Origin of the sequence: Serratia rubidaea (genome assembly GCF_016026735.1) — a bacterium.
Taxonomy (GTDB): Bacteria; Pseudomonadota; Gammaproteobacteria; order Enterobacterales; family Enterobacteriaceae; genus Serratia_B; species Serratia_B rubidaea.
Window position 1 is genome coordinate 568,542 of sequence record NZ_CP065640.1, and the last position, 18,040, is coordinate 586,581.

Annotated in this window: 19 protein-coding genes and 1 pseudogene; 4 read left to right on the forward strand and 16 right to left on the reverse strand. The window is 61.6% G+C overall.

Features of this window, described 5'->3' with window-relative positions:
- Nucleotides 1-98 precede the first annotated feature (98 nt).
- Nucleotides 99-569 carry a DUF943 family protein gene (locus tag I6G83_RS02605; protein WP_054307097.1) on the reverse strand — a complete coding sequence of 157 codons (471 nt, stop codon included), beginning with the start codon at nucleotides 567-569 and terminating at the stop codon, nucleotides 99-101.
- Nucleotides 569-1,170: pseudogene (locus tag I6G83_RS02610) on the reverse strand (YPO3983 family protein). The gene I6G83_RS02605 and the pseudogene I6G83_RS02610 overlap by 1 nt, the downstream one beginning before the upstream one ends.
- Before the next feature lie 154 nt (nucleotides 1,171-1,324).
- On the opposite strand from I6G83_RS02610, the gene I6G83_RS02615 reads away from it, so the two are divergent.
- The 3 genes from I6G83_RS02615 to speD all read left to right on the forward strand — a co-directional run bounded on the left by I6G83_RS02615 (nucleotide 1,325) and on the right by speD (nucleotide 3,521).
- The gene (locus I6G83_RS02615; RefSeq protein ID WP_015673752.1) at nucleotides 1,325-1,672 is read left to right on the forward strand and encodes a YacC family pilotin-like protein; all 348 of its coding nucleotides are present in this window, start codon (nucleotides 1,325-1,327) and stop codon (nucleotides 1,670-1,672) included.
- A 130-nt stretch (nucleotides 1,673-1,802) separates the two neighbouring features.
- On the forward strand, nucleotides 1,803-2,669 hold the full coding sequence (gene speE, locus I6G83_RS02620; RefSeq protein WP_054307100.1) for a polyamine aminopropyltransferase: 867 nt from the start codon (nucleotides 1,803-1,805) through the stop codon (nucleotides 2,667-2,669).
- Between the two features lie 57 nt (nucleotides 2,670-2,726).
- The gene (speD, locus tag I6G83_RS02625; protein ID WP_015673754.1) at nucleotides 2,727-3,521 is read left to right on the forward strand and encodes an adenosylmethionine decarboxylase; all 795 of its coding nucleotides are present in this window, start codon (nucleotides 2,727-2,729) and stop codon (nucleotides 3,519-3,521) included.
- A 48-nt stretch (nucleotides 3,522-3,569) separates the two neighbouring features.
- On the opposite strand, the gene I6G83_RS02630 is transcribed toward speD, so the two are convergent.
- The 6 genes from I6G83_RS02630 to yacL form a co-directional block, all read right to left on the reverse strand.
- Nucleotides 3,570-4,940, reverse strand: a complete 1,371-nt coding sequence (locus I6G83_RS02630) for an alanine/glycine:cation symporter family protein (protein WP_015673755.1) — start codon at nucleotides 4,938-4,940, stop codon at nucleotides 3,570-3,572.
- Nucleotides 4,941-5,127: 187 nt separating this feature from the next.
- Complete coding sequence (locus I6G83_RS02635; RefSeq protein WP_054307101.1) at nucleotides 5,128-5,889, reverse strand: DeoR/GlpR family DNA-binding transcription regulator; 762 nt, start codon at nucleotides 5,887-5,889, stop codon at nucleotides 5,128-5,130.
- Nucleotides 5,890-5,899: 10 nt separating this feature from the next.
- A complete protein-coding gene (locus I6G83_RS02640) occupies nucleotides 5,900-6,856 on the reverse strand; it encodes a D-threonate 4-phosphate dehydrogenase (protein ID WP_041412200.1) in 957 nt (318 codons plus the stop codon).
- A 16-nt stretch (nucleotides 6,857-6,872) separates the two neighbouring features.
- Nucleotides 6,873-8,141, reverse strand: a complete 1,269-nt coding sequence (gene dtnK / locus I6G83_RS02645) for a D-threonate kinase (RefSeq protein WP_054307102.1) — start codon at nucleotides 8,139-8,141, stop codon at nucleotides 6,873-6,875.
- Nucleotides 8,138-9,085 carry a 2-keto-3-deoxygluconate permease 1 gene (locus I6G83_RS02650; protein WP_015673759.1) on the reverse strand — a complete coding sequence of 316 codons (948 nt, stop codon included), beginning with the start codon at nucleotides 9,083-9,085 and terminating at the stop codon, nucleotides 8,138-8,140. The genes dtnK and I6G83_RS02650 overlap by 4 nt, the downstream gene beginning before the upstream one ends.
- Nucleotides 9,086-9,259: 174 nt before the next feature.
- Nucleotides 9,260-9,622, reverse strand: coding sequence for a protein YacL (gene yacL / locus I6G83_RS02655; protein WP_054307103.1), 363 nt, complete (start codon nucleotides 9,620-9,622; stop codon nucleotides 9,260-9,262).
- A gap of 311 nt (nucleotides 9,623-9,933) precedes the next feature.
- Here yacL and I6G83_RS02660 point away from each other — a divergent pair, with 311 nt between their 5' ends.
- Entirely contained in the window at nucleotides 9,934-10,854 is a 921-nt protein-coding gene (locus I6G83_RS02660) for a LysR family transcriptional regulator (RefSeq protein ID WP_054307104.1), read from the forward strand.
- Here I6G83_RS02660 and mdcH read toward each other — a convergent pair.
- The 8 genes from mdcH to mdcA all read right to left on the reverse strand — a co-directional run bounded on the left by mdcH (nucleotide 10,851) and on the right by mdcA (nucleotide 18,014).
- Nucleotides 10,851-11,783 carry a malonate decarboxylase subunit epsilon gene (gene mdcH / locus I6G83_RS02665; RefSeq protein WP_054307105.1) on the reverse strand — a complete coding sequence of 311 codons (933 nt, stop codon included), beginning with the start codon at nucleotides 11,781-11,783 and terminating at the stop codon, nucleotides 10,851-10,853. The two genes, I6G83_RS02660 and mdcH, sit on opposite strands and share 4 nt — an antisense overlap.
- A 2-nt stretch (nucleotides 11,784-11,785) precedes the next feature.
- Complete coding sequence (locus tag I6G83_RS02670; RefSeq protein ID WP_062779232.1) at nucleotides 11,786-12,394, reverse strand: malonate decarboxylase holo-ACP synthase; 609 nt, start codon at nucleotides 12,392-12,394, stop codon at nucleotides 11,786-11,788.
- A gap of 11 nt (nucleotides 12,395-12,405) precedes the next feature.
- A complete protein-coding gene (locus tag I6G83_RS02675) occupies nucleotides 12,406-13,365 on the reverse strand; it encodes an AEC family transporter (RefSeq protein ID WP_054307862.1) in 960 nt (319 codons plus the stop codon).
- 180 nt (nucleotides 13,366-13,545) lie between these two features.
- On the reverse strand, nucleotides 13,546-14,352 hold the full coding sequence (gene mdcE / locus I6G83_RS02680; RefSeq protein WP_054307861.1) for a biotin-independent malonate decarboxylase subunit gamma: 807 nt from the start codon (nucleotides 14,350-14,352) through the stop codon (nucleotides 13,546-13,548).
- Nucleotides 14,349-15,185 (reverse strand): biotin-independent malonate decarboxylase subunit beta, encoded by an 837-nt coding sequence (locus tag I6G83_RS02685; protein ID WP_054307860.1) that lies wholly within the window; start codon nucleotides 15,183-15,185, stop codon nucleotides 14,349-14,351. Before I6G83_RS02685 ends, mdcE begins: the two co-directional genes overlap by 4 nt.
- Nucleotides 15,178-15,477 carry a malonate decarboxylase acyl carrier protein gene (gene mdcC, locus I6G83_RS02690; RefSeq protein WP_054307859.1) on the reverse strand — a complete coding sequence of 100 codons (300 nt, stop codon included), beginning with the start codon at nucleotides 15,475-15,477 and terminating at the stop codon, nucleotides 15,178-15,180. The genes I6G83_RS02685 and mdcC overlap by 8 nt, the downstream gene beginning before the upstream one ends.
- Nucleotides 15,478-15,498: 21 nt before the next feature.
- Entirely contained in the window at nucleotides 15,499-16,353 is an 855-nt protein-coding gene (locus I6G83_RS02695) for a triphosphoribosyl-dephospho-CoA synthase (protein ID WP_062779235.1), read from the reverse strand.
- Nucleotides 16,353-18,014 carry a malonate decarboxylase subunit alpha gene (mdcA, locus tag I6G83_RS02700; RefSeq protein ID WP_054307926.1) on the reverse strand — a complete coding sequence of 554 codons (1,662 nt, stop codon included), beginning with the start codon at nucleotides 18,012-18,014 and terminating at the stop codon, nucleotides 16,353-16,355. Before mdcA ends, I6G83_RS02695 begins: the two co-directional genes overlap by 1 nt.
- Nucleotides 18,015-18,040 lie beyond the last annotated feature (26 nt).

The following is an 18,040-nucleotide window of genomic DNA, read 5'->3' on the forward strand; positions in this document are numbered from 1 at the left end:
CCCTCCCCTTGGTGGAAGGTCAAGTTCAATAATAGTTTGATTTGTCTTGTTTTGTTAGGTTACGTCAAGTTATTCAGGCACCGGCTCCCGCGCTCCCGTCATCGGGCTTCAAACGTACTCTTATATGCGACAATCTCACCGTTTTCTTGCAGTTTGTAGCGTCCTTCATAGGTGGTAAAAACGGTGCCCAGATTACGGCTGTGGCTGACAGAGAAAACCGCATCTTTTTCAATGCAGTTCTTTGGCGCTTTCATATCGTCAAAGCACAGTCGATCGTACTTGCCCTCTTCTTTGTAACCGTCACCAAATTTCCAAAATGTGACATAAAAGTAGCTATCTTTTGCCGGGGCAGGAATCCCATATTGCTCTGTTAGTGTTTTTTGGTTTTTGAGCCACCAATTCATTTTCCCCCGGTCGCTAAGCGGGAAGTTTTCAACTAAAACAGAAGCAAACTCCCCTTTTTTATGTACGGCAACAATTTTTACCGGACGAACCAATATCCATATCAATAATCCAAGCAGTATGACGACAACCAAAGCAACAAACGTTACCTTACATTTTCCCTTCATCACCACGTCCCCTGCAACTCTACATCCGCTTCCATATTTGTCATAAACGGCTTAAAACCAAACTGGTTATAGCGCTGCAGTACAAACCAGATGCGAAAAAAACGAAACTGATTAAACTTGAACTTTAAAATATCCTCTGTATCCAAACCGAAGTGATCCTGTACTTTGTAGTTCACTGCGACACGATAGCCGCCATTCTCAATATGGAGCGACTTTATAGTAATGTGCGTTGCCCATGTATCATGAACGGTTATCCCCATACCGTTAAAATTATCCTGCAACCGATCGAACTTGGGCAGCCTTCCCTCAAGAATAATTTCCCTTATCCTGTAGAGCTTATCATTGAGAAAATAACCATTAACCCTATCGATATTTTCATCCAAAGCATTTCTTATTTTTAATAATGAACTATTTACAGTCTTATCATTAAGAATATGCGCCTTAGCGTATAGGGGGCTACTCTGGTGGAAACGTCCGTCAAACGAAACTGCGTCTTTAACTGCCCGGACGTCAGGTCACCGCTGCGCATATCCGCCGCGCCATAGTCATCCATCCGTTTCTGGGTTTCGAACACCGTACAGGGAAAAGTTAATGCCGTCATCGTTATACACTCCTTGTGTTAATCCTCCTGCGAAACGCACAGAAATCATACGTGCAGGCCGAATCGGCTGTAAAGCCGCCCTGCGGACGAAAGTAGAGTGGGAAAGGAAAAAGTGTGGTAACGTCTGCAGACAACCAACGGCCCCATTGTCATGATGAAAAAGACCACTTTATTGATACTGTTGCTGAGTACGCTGGGCTTTTCCAACGCCAGCCTGGCGCTCAATGAATCAGAGGCGGAAGACCTGGCGGATCTGACTGCGGTGTTCGTCTATCTGAAAAACAACTGTGGTTACAAAGACTTGCCTAACGAGCAGGTAAAGCGCGCCATCGTCTATTTTGCCCAACAGAACCGCTGGGATCTCAGCAATTATGACCACTTCGATATGAAGGCGCTGGGCGAGGACAGCTACCGCGATCTCAGCGGCATTGCCATCCCTACGCCAACCAAGTGCAAATCGCTGGCGCGCGACTCCCTCAGCCTGCTGGCCTACGCCAACTAAAGGCGGCCGGCCCTACGCCGCCGCTCGTCCTTTCCCGCCGATTGTGTGAAATTCCACCGTGCAACCTGTAGCAGAGTTAGCTATTATGTTGCGCCGATTTTTCATGGCTGTTATTACGGAGCATCCCGACATGGCCCAAAAAGAAATTTGGTATGAAACGCTGCACGACAGCTTCGGTCAGTACTTCACGGTAGAGAAAGAGCTGTACCGTGAAAAAACCGAACACCAGGATCTGGTGATCTTTGAAAACGCGGTGTTAGGGCGCGTGATGGCGCTTGACGGCGTGGTGCAGACCACCGAGCGCGACGAGTTCATCTACCACGAGATGATGACCCACGTGCCGCTGCTGGCCCACGGCCAGGCGAAGAAAGTGCTGATTATCGGCGGCGGCGACGGCGGCATGCTGCGTGAAGTCAGCCGTCACCGCGGCGTTGAGCAGATCACCATGGTGGAAATCGACGCCGGCGTGGTGGAGTTCTGCCGTCAGTACCTGCCAAACCACAATGCCGGCGCCTATGACGACCCGCGCTTCAAACTGGTGATCGACGACGGCGTCAACTTCGTTAATCAGACCGATGAAAAATTCGACGTGATTATCTCCGACTGCACCGACCCGATCGGCCCCGGTGAAAGCCTGTTCACCTCGGCCTTCTATGAAGGCTGCGCCCGCTGTCTGAATGAGAACGGCATTTTCGTCGCGCAGAACGGCGTCTGCTTCCTGCAGCAGGATGAGGCCGTCAACAGCCACACCCGGTTAAGCCACTATTTCCAGGACGTCAGCTTTTACCAGGCGGCAATCCCGACCTACTACGGCGGCATCATGACCTTTGCCTGGGCCAGCCAGAACCCGGCGCTGCGTCAGCTTGACCTCGCCACGCTGCAACAACGCTTTAACCAAAGCGGTTTACACTGCCGTTATTACAACCCGGCGGTCCACGGCGGCAGCTTTGCCTTGCCGCAATACCTGCTCAACGCCCTGGCCGAATCACCGGCATAAGCGGCGCAAGAGCGCATTCCACGTTAGACCCGAGAGAAACAAAGGGGGTGAACCAAATTGCAAAAGCTGAAACTGCACGGCTTCAATAACCTGACCAAAAGCCTGAGTTTTTGTATTTACGATATTTGTTACGCCAAAACCGCGGACGACCGCGACGGCTATATCGCCTACATTGACGAACAGTACAACGCCAACCGCCTGACCGAGATCCTCAGCGAGACCTGCTCGATCATTGGCGCCAACATTCTGAACATCGCACGTCAGGACTATGAGCCGCAAGGCGCCAGCGTCACCATTCTGGTGAGCGAGGAACCGGTCGATCCGAAAGACGTTGATACCTCGGAACACCCCGGCCCGCTGCCCAATACGGTGGTGGCACACCTGGACAAGAGCCATATCTGCGTACACACCTACCCGGAGAGCCATCCGGAAGGCGGCCTGTGCACCTTCCGCGCCGACATTGAAGTCTCAACCTGCGGCGTGATTTCCCCGCTGAAGGCGCTGAACTATCTGATCCACCAGCTGGAATCGGATATCGTCACCATGGATTACCGCGTGCGCGGTTTCACCCGTGACGTCAACGGCGTGAAGCACTATATCGATCATGAGATCAATTCGATCCAGAACTTTATGTCTGAGGATATGAAGGCGCTGTACCACATGATGGATGTGAACGTTTATCAGGAAAATATCTTCCACACCAAGATGCTGCTGAAAGATTTCGATCTGAAGCACTATCTGTTCAACGCCAAACCCGAGGCGCTGAGCGAGGAAGAACGACAACGGATTACCGATCTGCTGTGGAAAGAGATGCAGGAGATCTATTACGGGCGGAATATTCCGCATCTGTAAACCACGCGGGGCAGCCAAGGCTGCCCCGCTGTTTGAGTCCCCCCGCCGCTACTGATTGGTACCGTCAACCTGAACCGAGGGCGCGTTCACATCATGAATATGTTCGCGCGTCAGGCGGTACACCACCGGGCTTAACAGCGCCAGCGCAATCAGGTTCGGGATCGCCATCATCGCATTCAGCGTGTCCGCCAGCAGCCAGACAAACTCCAGCGACTGCGTGGCGCCAATCGGCAGCGCAATGATCCAGGCAATGCGGAACGGTACGATCATCTTCGGCCCGAACAGATACTGGATGCACTTCTCACCATAAAAGCTCCAGCCCAGAATAGTGGTAAAGGCGAAAATCGCCAGCGCCACCGCCACGATGTAGTTACCGCCCGGCAGAGAGGATGAGAAGGCCGTCGAGGTCAGCGCCGCCCCCGTCTCGCCGCTGATCCATTTACCGCTGATAATAATGGTCAGGCCGGTGATGGAACACACGATAATAGTGTCAATGAAGGTGCCCAGCATGGCGATCAGCCCCTGACGAATCGGGTTCTGCGTTTTGGCCGCCGCGTGGGCGATCGGCGCGCTGCCGAGACCGGCCTCGTTGGAGAACACGCCGCGCGCCACCCCGAAGCGAATTGCCGCCCAGACCGCCGCGCCGGCAAAGCCCCCCTGCGCCGCCACCGGCGTAAAGGCGGACGTGATAATCAGCGAAAAGGCGGCCGGGATCTCGCTCACGTTCAACCCCAGCACGATAATGCCGGCGCCAAAATAGCCCACCGTCATCAGCGGCACCAGTTTCCCCGCCACGTCGGCAATACGCTTAATGCCGCCGATCAACACCGCGCCCACCAGCACCACCAGCACGCCGGCGGTCACCGCGTGGGAGACGCCGAAGTTACTGTTCAGCGCCTCGGCAATCGAGTTGGCCTGCACGGTATTGCCGATGCCGAAGCCGGCAATACTGCCGAAAAAGGCGAACAGCGTTCCCAGCCACATCCACTTTTTACCCAGTCCGTGCTTGATGTAGTACATCGGCCCGCCGACATAGTGTCCGCGCGCGTCGACTTCGCGAAAACGCACCGCCAGCACCGCCTCGGAATATTTGGTCGCCATGCCCACCAGCGCGGTGATCCACATCCAGAACAGCGCGCCGGGGCCGCCGAGCACCACCGCCGTGGCAACGCCGGCAATATTACCGGTGCCGATGGTGGCGGACAGCGCGGTCATCAGCGCGTTGAACGGTGAAATCTGTCCGTCGCCGCGGTGGTGATTGCGCTCGAACAGCAGCTTAAAGCCGGTGCCTAACCGGCGAATCGGCAAAAAAGAGAGCCGAATCTGCAGAAATATACCGATGCCCAGAATACCGATCAGCATCGGGACGCCCCATACCACGCCGTTAACGGCCGACAACCCCGCGATTACCCAATCCATCCCTTCCCCCTACCGTTGTATGCTTGTAACAATAAGCATTATATTTATTAACAAGATGTAACCTAAAAATGGTAGGGATACAAAACAAATCAACGTTAAACCGGGGGCAGCTCACGTTGTCCGCCGGTAAAAAGTGCGGGGAAAGGAAATAACGTCGAGCGGGCATGACGCCCGCCATCATTGCGCTCTACTGGGCCAGATGCAGCCGCGCGGGCAGCGCCGTTAACTGCTGCTGCACCTCCGCCGGCAGGGCGCCGTCGGTCACGATATCGGTCAGCCCGGCCAGCGGCGTCGCGCAAAACAGTGAATAGGCACCGTATTTGCTGCTGTCCGCCAGCAACACCCGTTGGCGTGCGTTTGCCGCCAGATCCTGCTTCAGCCCGGCCTTCTCTTCCGTCGGCGTGGTGACGCCCTTTTCCAGACTCCAGGAGTTACAGCTGATAAAGGCGATATCCGGATAGACGCCGCGCAGCAGGCGGCGACCGTGCTCGCCGATACAGGACTGGCTGCTGTCATCAATGCGGCCGCCGATAATGGTGACCTCGATCTGCTTGAACTCCGACAGCAGCAGGGCGATGCGCAGGTCGGCGGTAATCACCCGCAGCGGCAGATGGGTCAGGTTGCGCGCCAGTTCCAGCATGGTCGTGCCGGCGTCCAGCACCACCGCATCGCCGGGCTTAATCAGCGCCAGCGCCTGCTGGGCAATAGCGCGCTTTTCCTGCAGATGGAGCAGCTGTTTCTCATTGGTGGTCGGCTGGGCGGGGATAAAGCGGTTGAGCGCCACGCCGCCGTGGCTGCGGTTGATCACGCCCTGTTCATCCAGTTTGATCAGATCGCGGCGAATGGTGGCCGGCGATGCGTCGATCGCCGTAACCAGTTGTTCAACCGTGACCAGATTATGGCCCTTTAAATAGTCCAGAATCTGGTCCAGACGATGTTGTGGCTTCATAGTCCCTTGATTAGGCAAGCTGCGTGGCTAATTGTATCGAGATCGCCATGCTCTCAGACTTGGCTTTGCCTGTCCAGGCAATATCAAAGGCCGTACCGTGGTCGGCGGAGGTGCGGATAAACGGCAGCCCGGCGGTAATGTTCACCCCGTCATAAAAGCCCAGCAGTTTCAGCGGAATATGCCCCTGATCGTGGTACATCGCCACCACCATATCGTATTGGCCTTCGTAAGCCTGCAGGAAGACCGTATCCGGCGGACAAGGCCCGTAGACATCAATACCGCGCGCCTTCGCCGCTGCAATCGCCGGGCTGACGATCTTAATCTCTTCATCGCCAAACAGGCCGTTCTCCCCGGCGTGCGGGTTAACGCCGGCGACGGCGATGCGCGGCTGGCTAAAACCCACCCGCTTGAGGAAAGTATCCGCCATCGACACCACCGTTTCGATCCGCTCGGCGCTCAGCGTATCCAGGAACTTACGCAGGGCGATATGGGTGGATACGTGGATCACTTTCAGCTTGTCGGTATACAGCACCATGGCGTAATCGCGGCTGTGGGTCAGCGTGGCCAGCAGCTCGGTATGGCCGGGATACATATGCCCCGCCAGATGCAGCGCCTCTTTGTTCAGCGGCGCGGTGGCGATGCCCTGCACCTCGCCGGCCTGCGCCAGTTCGGTGGCGCGTCTGACGCAGCGGTAGGCCAGATCCCCCGCCTGCGCCTGGACTTTCCCCGCCTGCAGCGCGGCGGGATCCGCCAGCGGCTCGTCGATCACATTGATCACTCCCGGCGCAAAACGCGCCTGCGCCACCGTCTCTATCGGCCGTAGCTCCGCCGCCGGCGTGATGCCCAGCGCCTGAATGCGCCGCAGCGTGGCCAAACAGCCGACCACCACGGCGCGGGCGCCGGACAGTTCTCCCTCGGCCAACGCCTTGATAATAATTTCCGGCCCGATGCCTGCCGGGTCGCCCATGGTAATCGCGATGGTGTTATTTGCCACTGTACATCTCCTCAATAAAATAAAGCGCGTCGCGCAGCGTGGTTTCGCCGCCAAAACCGCCGGCTTTGGTAATTACCGGCAGGTCGTCAATCTCACTGTTGATAAAGGTGCCGCACGGTACGCAGGGCGCGACTTCACCGTTAATACGGTAGCCTTCCGCCCCCAGCGCCCGGGCGACGGCAATCGCAATATCGCCGCCGGTCAGGAACAGGCCGCCAATCCGCGTACGGTTGATAATGTCGAGCGTCATCTCCCCCAGCGACTGGCTGATGCGGTCGCCCAGCTGCTGGCGGCTGACGTCCAGCTCAGCACACAGCTGCTCCACCTGCCGGCGCGCATCGCCGTCGCGGCAGGTGCGCAGTACGCAGTGCCGATGCGCCTGCAGTATCGCCGCCGCCTGCTGCGCAATCTCCTCGCAGGCCTGTGCGCCCTGCGCCGACAGCAATGCCCGCACGTCGATATCGATAATGCCCAGCGATTTCTCCTGTTCGGCGAAGGTAATCTGCCGGCGGGTGGCCTCGCTCATCGAACCGGCCACCACCAGCACCGGCAGCCGCTGCCGCTCGCTGAGATACCAGGCCGACGGCAGCGCATTGGCCAGGCCGGCGGCGCCGACCAGCAGCACCGGCGTGGCAAGCCGGCCGATGCTCTGCGCCAGCAGCGCCAGATCGCTGTCCAGTTCGGCGTCCGCCACCACAATGCCGCCCTGCCGCGCCAGCTGCGCCAGCCGCTCGTCCAGCGCCGCGCCGCGCACCCTCGCCAGATCCAGTTGTTCAATGGCGATATCGGTTTGCCGGCTAATCAGGGTGTTAATCTGCGACGAGACGATCGGCGTTTTCGGATCGCTGGCAAATTCGGTCTCCAACAGCGGCACGCCGTGCACCCAGCATGCGCCGTCCCGCGTCACCCGGCCGGCGGCCGGTATCGCCGCCGCCACAATCGCCAGCCGTGCGCCGCTGGCCTGCATTGCCGCGGCGATTTCCGCGCCGACGTTGCCGCGAAAGGTGGAATCAATCTTTTTGTACACCCGCGGCGGCTGCTCACCGCCACAGTAGGGGCGCAGCGCATCGCTGACCTTGCGCGCCGCCTCCGCCGCCGGCAGCGCGCGGCTCTCGGTATTGATCACCAGCACATCGCCGCGGCGCGGCGCCGGCTGCCGGTCATTCAGCAGCACGTCGGTGCGCGCGCCCTTTTTCGCCAGCTGTACGCCGGTATCGTTAGCGCCGGTAAAATCATCGGCAATCACGATCATTTTCATACCGCCTTCTCCTTCACCGCCGCATTACGCTTCGCCACCCAGGAACTGAGGATCGGCGTCAGGATCGCCGTGGTGATCACCGAGGCGGCAATCAGCGGCGCGGCCGCCGCGGCCACCGACGCCAGCGAAGGATCGGCCTGCGCTATCGCCAGCGGCGTCGCCACCGCATTGCCCGCCGTGCTGGAGGCCGCCGCTCCGGCGATGCCGGAGCCGCCAACCAGCCGATCGGCGCGGATGTTGAAGAAACCGCCGACGAAGGTGGTCAATGCCCCGAGCAGAATGCCCGCCAGCCCGCCCTGCAGCAGCATCTCCAGATTGATGCCGGCGCCGAGGGCAAAGGCGAAGAACGGGATCAATACCGGGCCGCCTTTGGTCAGGAATTCACGCATATTCGCATCGAGGTTGCCCAGCAGCATCCCCACCAGCAGCGGCACCAGCACCGCAACCAGCGCCATCAGCGGAATGTTGGCCATCCCGGCGGCGCCCAGCGCGATCATGGTGAAGAAGGGGCCGTCGTTGAGCGACAGAATGGAGATGGCGCCGACGTCGCGCTCATTGCCGAACTCGCCGACCAGCGCCGCATACAGGCCGCCGTTGGAGTTGCTCATCGCCGCGATAATCGCCACGCCGGTCAGGCCAAAGACGCCGTCAGCGCCAAACAGCCGCTCCACTCCCAGCCCCAGCGCCATTGCCACCAGCAGTTTGGTCAGGGTAATGGTGCCGCCCTGCAGCAGCGCCTGCGGCGCCGCCTTAAAGCTGATGCCGGCCCCCATGCACAGCAGGAAAGCGCCGATCAGCGGCGCGGCGCCGTTTTTGAATAACGCGGTGGTGAAACCGCCGATCTCTAAAGCCTCTGGTGTAAAAGTATTCAACAGCGCGCCAAGCACCAGCGGGACGACCATCATCCCGCCGGGGATCTTCTCTATTGCCGCTTTCAGTTTCATCGCACCCTCACATTTTTGATTTATTTTAATCACAATGATTATATTGAATCAAATTATAAAAAATAGAGAGCGCGATCGCAGTTATCACGACCGATAAATGATTTTTTGATTTTATTTAATCAAAAAGGGTAGGTGTGTGGGCGGAGAACGCCGCCCGCTCGGCAACGGCCCCGCTCAGTAGTTCAGCATAAAGTGCCGGTAGGCCTTCAGCACCGCCAGAAAATCCTCCACGCCGCAGAAGGAGAGGCTCTCTTCATCGTAATAGCTCATCCCCTCCTCCATCTCGTCGCCTTCAAACAGCAGCTGATTGGCGCGGATCATCACCTCTTCACCATCCATCAGCAGCGTATATTCATGGCCTTCCAGCTGCCACTGACGCTCGCTGCCCTTCACCTGCGCCGCGCCGCTCTCAATCCGGTCCAGCAGATTCAGATCGCCTTTCAGCTCTTCATTGATCCAATGGCCGATGGCTTCATGTCCCATAGAAAATCTGACGATTACCTGACCGGTCACATCCCGCAGAAATTCGTAATCCATCGTGCGCCCTCCCCAGGCCTATTTCTCCCCGTCATACTTCAAGCTGCAGGTGTGTTGGCTGCGCTCAGTCACCCGAATCACTTACCGCTGTAAGCTCATCGGGATGCCTTCTCCTGCCGCCTTCCTGCAACTCGAATTATTTAGGGTATATGATAAGTGTACAGCGTTATTCGGCCCCGATTTCAGCGAGCGCTCGCAAAGTTCAGCTCTTTTTTTGCGGCGGGCAATATAGCGGCTTGGCGCGGCAATGGGAAGCCGCCCGCCGCGATTGTTGTTATGATGGTGGGCTGAAACCGCCAAGGGATGCGCCAATGATCGACAGTGAAATTACCCTGAAAAAACTGGAAATCTTTCTGGCCTTTATGGAGACGGAAAACATCGCCCGCGCCGCCGAACGGCTGGCGCTGAGCAGCGTCAGCGTCCACCGCGCGCTGCATACGCTGGAGGCCGGCATCCGCTGCCCGCTGTTTATTCATCAGGGACGCAGTCTGCAGCCGCTGCCCGCCGCCCATACGCTGGCGGACTACGCCCGCGATATCGTCGGGCTGACCCAGAAAGGCATTGAGGAGACGCGGCTGAAGGCCGGCTTCGGGCAGCAGCGCCTGCGGCTCGGCACGCTCTACTCGCTGACGCTGGAAACGGTGCCGCGCCTGATTATGGGGCTGAAACTGCGCCGTCCGGAGCTGGAAATCAATCTGACAATGGGCTCCAACGCCGCGCTGCTGGCGCAGCTGCAGACGCAGCAGTTGGACGCCATTCTGATCTCCGTTTCCGACAGCCAGGTGGACCCGCAGCGCTTTGAGACCCAGCCGCTGTTTAAAGACGATATTTTTCTTGCCGCGCCCGCCAGCTCTGAACTGCTGGTTGACGGCCCGGCAGACCTGCAGGATTTCCGCCGCCAGAAATTCGTTTCGCTGACCGAAGGGTTCGCCACCTATCACGGCTTTACCGAGGCCTTTCAGATTGCCGGTTTTGAGCCGGAAATCGTCACCCGGGTCAACGATATCTTCTCGATGCTCAGTCTGGTGCAGGCCGGCGTCGGCTATACGCTGCTGCCCGGCCGGATGAAAAAGGTTTACGAACACACGGTGCGGCTGATGCCGCTGTGCGAACGCTACCAGATGCGTCAGACCATCGCGCTGGTGATTAACCGCAATCAGCAGCAGGACCCGAACCTGCTGGCGCTGACGGCGGAGAGCCGCATGTACGCCCGCACAGAGCGGCCCCGCTAAGCCTGACGGCGGTAGCGTTCGACAATGCCGACTACCGCCGCCAACCCCAGCTGACAGCGGGACAGCGCTTCCCCCGCGGTCATCACCTTGCGCGTCAGGCCGCTGAGCACCGCGCCCGGCGGCATCTCAATCGCCAGCCGCACCTCGCGCTCATACGCCGCCCGCATCGCCTCGTGCCAGCGCACGGTGCGCGCCATGTTATAGGCCAGATCGTCGGCGATGCGCTCAGGCTGCCACAGCACCCGTCCGCTGCTGCCGCTCAGATAGGCCACCCGCGGACGCCGCAGCGTCACCGCCTGCATCGCCTCCGCCAGCCTGGCCGCCGGCTGCGCCAGCAGCGCGCAGTGGGACGGCACGCTGACCGCCAGACGGCTGGCCCTGGCGGCGCCGGCCTGCTTCGCCAGCGTCATCACCCGGCTCAGCGCCTCATCGCTGCCGGCCACCACCATCTGGTCATCGGCGTTGATATTGGCCAGATACAGCGGCGATTGCTCGCCGTTCACCTGCGCGATTAACGCCTCCACCCGGCTTTGCGGCAGACCGACCAGCGCCGCCAGACCATAGCCCTGCGGATAGGCCTGCTCCATCAGCTCGCCGCGCAGCGCCACCAGCCGCAGCGCGTCCTCAAAGCTCAAGGCGCCGGCCACCACCGCCGCCGGAAACGCGCCGATCGACAGGCCGCTGACAAAGTCGGCCGTCACGCCGTGCTGCTCCAGCTCGCGGGCGTAGGCGACGCCGGCGATCAACAGGCAAAGCTGCACCGCACGCGTTTTTTGCAGCGCCTGCGCACCGTCCAGCGCCAGCGGATCCTCCCCCAACGTCTGACGCGCCTGCGTCAGCAGTTCGCGGCTGACGGCAGTGTCCGGCAGTTGGTGCAACATCTGCGGCGTCTGCGGCCCCTGGCCGGGAAAGGTAAAAAGAATCTTCATCATCACTCCTGCAGCGCCGACCATGGCGCATCGGTCAGATAAGGGCCGCCGTTGGTTTTTAACAGTACCCGTCCGTCGCGCAGCCACTCGTTGAGCGCAAAGCCGCCGTGAGGGGTTTCAATCTGCATATCGACCCGACACGGCAGCGTACGCAGCCGCTGCGCCAGCGCCTGCAGCGCCGCACGATCGACGGGCTGCGGGCAGCGCACGGTAAGGTCCAGATCGCTGTCCGCATGCATCACCGGCAGGCCGGTCGCCAGCGCATAGCCGCAACTGCCGGTCACGCCCCACGTCCAGCGCCACGGCTGCGCCGCCAGCCTCAGCAGCGCCCGCACCGGCGGCAAATCGGCAAACGGCGACGCCGCCGACAGCCCGGCCACCAGCGCCTGCGGCGTTACCCGCCGGCGCACTGCCGCAGGCGGCAGCCAGGCCGCCGCCCGCTGGCCGCGCGTCGCGCCGCGGATGCCTACCGGAATGGCGCCGTCGCGCGGCAAATCGCGCCGCACCACCAGCGGCAGTTCCCGGCGCTGCGTCGCCCATGCCGGCGCGGCGCCGGGAAAGATCAGCGCGTCGGCGTTATCCGTCCATAGCAGGTCATGCGGACGTATCATGGTTTCCTCCGTTACAGACCGGCGGTCAGGGTGATAAATAGCGGCAGCGTCAGAATACACAGCACCGAGCTTATCAGTAGCGTGGCTTCCGCATCCGGCGACTGCACGCCGAAGCGGTTGCCGAACACGATGCCGAAGAAGCCCGCCGACAGCGCAATCATCAGGATCGCGGTGATCGCCACGCTGCCGTGCAGCCCCAGCACCAGCACGATGCCCCAGGCGATAAACGGCTGGATCAGCAGCTTGGTGACGCTGGCCAGCAATACCGAGGCATTAATCTGCAGCCGGCGCGCCGACAAAATCACCCCGGTCAGGAACAGCGCCGCCGCGGTGGCCGCCAGCCCGAGCGGCTTGATCGCCGCCAGCACCATCTCCGGCATCCGCACGCCAACGGCCGACAGCACCACGCCCAGCAGCGGCCCCCAGACGATTGGCTTAATCACCGAGCGCCACATCAACAGCGGCAGCATGCGCGCTCCCGCCTGCTGTACGCCGCCAGCGGCGCGGGCTTTTTCCCGCTCCAGAATCAGCAGGCAGAACGGCGTCATCAGCACCGAGCCGCAGGCGATGGAGACCGCCACCGACAGCGAGGTGCCCGGCGATTCACCCAGCACGCTGCCGAGGATCGGCAGGCCGAGCGCCGCATAGTTGGGCAGCGCCACGGTCAGCGTCAGCACCGCTGCATCCTGCGGCGACTTATGGAACAGCCGGGTGCTGGCAAAGTAAATCGCCGCGTAGGTCAGCCACATCGCCAACACCAGCACCACAATCAGCGGCGACTGCTGCACGATGCCCAGCCACGGGGTCTGTACGGTGGCGCTGAACAACGCCGCGGGCAACGCAAAATCCATCACAAAGATATTGAGCAAAGAAACATTCTGGTTATCGACCATTTTCGTCTTGCCGGCGTAAAAACCCAGCAGCATGATGACAAAGATTGGCGCCAGCGCATGAATAATGATGTAAGTCATAAATCACCTGTTAAAAAGAAAAACTTCAGTCAGTTCAGGTGCGATGTGTTTCTTATTACTGGTTTGGGGGTTGCCCGCAGCCAAGATGCAGATGAAGGTAGAGATTGGTTGTTATCAGCCGGAAAGGGCTTGCCCCTCTCCGGCCCGGTTATGACGAACTGACGTTAACAAAAGCCGCTGTTACCATTCGGCGCGCATACGCTCGCGCACCAGCGCGGAGCTGCGGCGATTGTCCGCCCCCAGGCGGTTTTCCAGTCCGCAGCCCTGCCGCCGGCTGTCCGCGATCGCCTCGACCACCGCCGTGCGCACCAGCGCCAGCTCCTGCGGCGTCGCCTGCAGCGGATCGCGGATATCCAGCCGTTGATCAAGCAACCCCAGCGAGCCGTAGTGGCCGATGTCGTAAGCCATCGGCGGGATCGTGGCGGCCAGTTTCTCCAGCGCCTCGACCGAACGCAGCGTAATGCGCGCGGCGGATTCCTTGCCCATGGCGTGGATCATGACGCCGTCGTCATTAAAGGCGATCAGCCGGTTGGCCTGGTAGCCGTGCGCCAAAAACGCCCCCGACATCGCCTTGCCGACGATCAGCCCAATCACCGGGTGCCCGGCCAGCCGCGCCGCGGCATAGGCGCCCGCCGCGCCGGCCAGCGCCTGATGAATGCCGAACGCCTCTTCGCGGCGGCCGTAGGCCTGACTCGGCACATCAATAATCGCCACGATGGCGCGCTTTTGCGTCTGGTGCCGATCCGCCTCCACCGCCTCGCTGACCACCTGCGCCAGCGTCCATCCCTCCAGCAGCCCCACCTCGCCGCGCGCGGCGCGCGGGTAGTGGTTATCGGCATCCGGCACTACGGCGATAAAACGCGCCGCCTGGCCGTCGAGGTCGCCGTCGGCCACCCTGACCGAGGCGCACTGCCCGCGCCGCTCCGCGGCTCCCTGCGTCAGCAGCGAGAACCAATAGTCACCGCGGCTGGTTGTCTGTGTGCTCATGGGCGTTCCTCCCGTGCAAAAAGTTGCGCCACCACGGCGGCGTCCGCCTGCTGACGGCTGTCAAACTGCGTCAGTTTCGACAGGTAATAGTCATGGCGTTCGCTGCGGTGCCGCGCCGGCACGCCGCGCGCCAGGCATGCCAGCAGCGCGACGCGCACCTGATGCAACGCATCCTCCACCTCCACGTCGGCGAAACCGCTGCGGTAGCGCACGTCGCCGCCGGTCATGCTCCAGATAAACGGCCGGTCGCGGGAGTCGTACTCCTCAATCCCCGCCTCCTGCTCAATCACCTGCGGGCCGTTAAGCCCCAGACGCGCTTCACGGGTGACGATCAGGTAGCTGCACAGGCCGGCGGCAATCGACATGCCGCCGAAACAGCCGACGGTGCCGGCGATAATGCCCACCACCGGGGTATAGCGCCGCAGGTCGGCGATGGCGGCGTGAATATCGGCAATCGCCGCCAGCCCCAGATTGGCCTCCTGCAGACGCACGCCGCCGGTTTCCAGCAGCAGCACCGCCTGCGTCGGAATGCCGTTGCGGTTATCCTCCGCCGCCAACTCCAGCGCCGCCGCCATCTTGGCGCCGGAGACTTCGCCCATGCTGCCGCCCTGAAACGCCCCTTCAACCGCCGCCACCACCGCCGGCTGACCGTTCAGGGTGCCTTTGGCCACCACCATGCCGTCATCCGCCTGGGTGACGATGCCCTGCGGCTCCAGCCACGGCGAGGTGATTCGTTCAAACGGCCCCAGCAGCTCGCGGAAGCTGCCGTCGTCGAGTAATTGCCGCGCCCGTTCACGGGCGCTGAGTTCAATAAAGCTGAGATCTTCACGCATGGCCGGCCTCCTCAAACACCTGCTCAATCCGCAGACGCGCCACCCCCGGCGTCGCGCCGAAATCGTTGATTTCCAACTGCCCCGCCGGCAGGCTGCGCAGCGCCGCCAGGCGCTCAAACAGATGCCGCCAGCGCTGCTGACTGCCGTCGACCGAGGTTTTAATCACCACCCGCAGCACGTCGCCCGCCGCTGGCTCAAACAGCGCTTCCATATCGCCGGAGCCAACCACGCCGGCCAACCGCTGGCCGACCACACGTTCCGTAGCCGGATAGCTCAATTCAATATGTTCCATAACGTCCTCTCGAATAGATGTTCAGCAGCCCGCCGCCCGATCGAGCAGCAGCGCCGCCGCCAGTAGATCCGCCGCCCCGCCCGGCGAAGCGTTACAGGCCAGCAACCGCTGCTCCAGCCGCGCCAGCTGCGCCCGTCCCGCCGGCCGCTGGTAACCGCCGGCGAGCAATACCGCCTGCGCGCCCTGCCGCATCGCCTGCAGCGCCGGCCAGCCGCCGCGCGACAGCACGCAGGTGTCGCTCAGGCTGGTCATGATCGCCATCAGCGCATCCAGCCTGGCCGCCTGCTCGTCGGCGCCGGCGGCCCGGCTGCGCCACAGCTGCGGCAACGCCAGACGCATCACGTGCGGGAACCCCTGCTGCGCCTCCTCCCGCGCGCCGGGCACCCGGTAACGCCGCGAGGCGCGCAGCCCTTTGCTGAACGACTTCGGGCTGGCGGGGTCCGCCAACTGCGCCAGCTGCGCCGCCCGCAGGCAGGTTTGTCGCGCGTCGGCGCGTCCCTCCCGCATCGCCAGCGCCGTCACCAGCAGCCCCAGCGCCCAGATGGCGCCGCGGTGGGTATTCACCCCGCCGGTCGCCGCCATCATCTGCCGCTCGCCCTCGCGGCCGATGCGGCCAATCTCCTGACGCAGCGCGCCATCCGCCGGGCGCTGCCAGCCGGCGATGGCCAGCGCATAAAAGGTGTCATGCAGGCTGAGGGCTGAGCGCTCCATCAGCGCCAGCGTCAGATCCTGATGCGCGCCGCTGCCGCGCGCGTCCACCAGCCCCGGCTTCGGGCTGAGGCGCGCCTCGTCGATCAGCGCCTGGGTGGCGGCGTCCGCCAGACGCAGCGCAAGGGCATCGGCCTGCGCCGCCTTGCTGCAGGGGGAAAGTTTCATCACCAGCTCCGGAATTTAGCCGGCGGGTTGTACAGGCCGCCGGACCAGTCCACCAGATCGGCCACGCTGCCCGCCGCCAGCAGCGAACGGTCGGCCTCGGTGCGGCGGATGCCCATATCTTCCGGGTATGCCACTTTGCCTTCGCGGCGCAGCTGCGCCACCCTGGCGGCGTCCACCCCCAGCCCGATATCGGTGATGCCGGCCACCGCGGCGACCATCGCCCGGCGCTCCTCCAGTGAGCGGGCGCGATACAGGTAGGCGATGCCCTCTTCGGTCAGCACGTGGGTGACGTCATCGCCGTAAATCATCACCGGCGCCAGCGGCATGCCGGCCTCTTCGGCGACGTCGATCGCCTCAAGCTTTTCAACAAAGGTCGGCTTCGCGCCGGCCTGGAAGGTCTCCACCATCTGCACCACCAGTTTGCGGCCGCGCGCCAGCGGATCCGGCTCTTCGATCATATCCAGCCAGGCCGGAGTGGCATGGCGGCGGCCGTGCGGGTCGTGGCCCATATTCGGCGCGCCGCCGAAGCCGGAAAGCCGCCCGCGCGTCACGGTGGACGAGTGCGCCATGGCGTCAATCTGCAGCGTGGAGCCGATAAACATGTCCACCGCGTACTGGCCCGCCATCTGGCAGAATGCGCGGTTGGAGCGCATCGAACCGTCGCGGCCGGTGAAAAAGATATCCGGACGCGCGGCGATGTAATCCTCCATCCCCAGTTCACCGCCGAAGCAGTGCACGGTTTCCACCCAGCCGCTTTCAATCGCCGGGATCAGGGTCGGATGCGGGTTCAGGGTCCAGTGCTTGCAGATTTTGCCTTTCAGCCCCAGGCGTTCGCCGTAGGTCGGCAGCAATAATTCAATGGCGGCGGTGTTAAAGCCGATACCGTGGTTGAGGGACTGCACCTGATGCTCGGCGTAAATGCCCTTGATCGCCATCATGCCCATCAGTACGTGGACGGGTTTGATCAGGCGCGGATCGCGGGTGAACAGCGGTTCGATAAAGAAGGGCCGATCCGCCACCACCACAAAGTCGATCCACGAGCCGGGAATATCGACCCGCGGCAGGTCGGTTTCGTCGTCCACCAGTTCGTTAACCTGGGCGATGACGATCCCGTCTTTAAATGCGGCGGCCTCCACCAGCGCCGGCGTGTCCTCGGTGCTGGGGCCGGTGTACAGGTTGCCCTGCCGGTCGGCCTTGAAGCCCGCCACCAGCGCCACGTTCGGCACCAGGTCAACATACAGGCGCGAATAAAGCTCGATATAGGTGTGGATGGCGCCGATTTCCAGCTGGCCGTCTTCCAGCAGCTGAGAAATACGCAGGCTCTGGGTACCGGAAAAGGCGAAGTCCAGCTTACGGGCGATGCCCTTTTCGAAGATATCCAGGTGCTCGGCGCGGCCGACGCTCGGCATAATCATATGCAGGTCGTGCACGGTTGACGGGTCGACCTGCGCCAGCGTGCGGGAAAGGAAATCCGCCTGTTTCTGGTTGTTCCCTTCCAGCACCACGCGGTCACCCGGCACGATCAGCCGTTCCAGCACCGCGGTTAGCTCCGCCGTGGGGATCACCTTTCCTTGCACCTGCCCCTGCACGCTGGCCAGCCGGCGCTGCTTCTCCTGACGCCGGGTATCCCAGACGCGTGCGGGCTGTTGATAAAGCGACATAGCTAAACCTCCCCGGTTTAATTGAT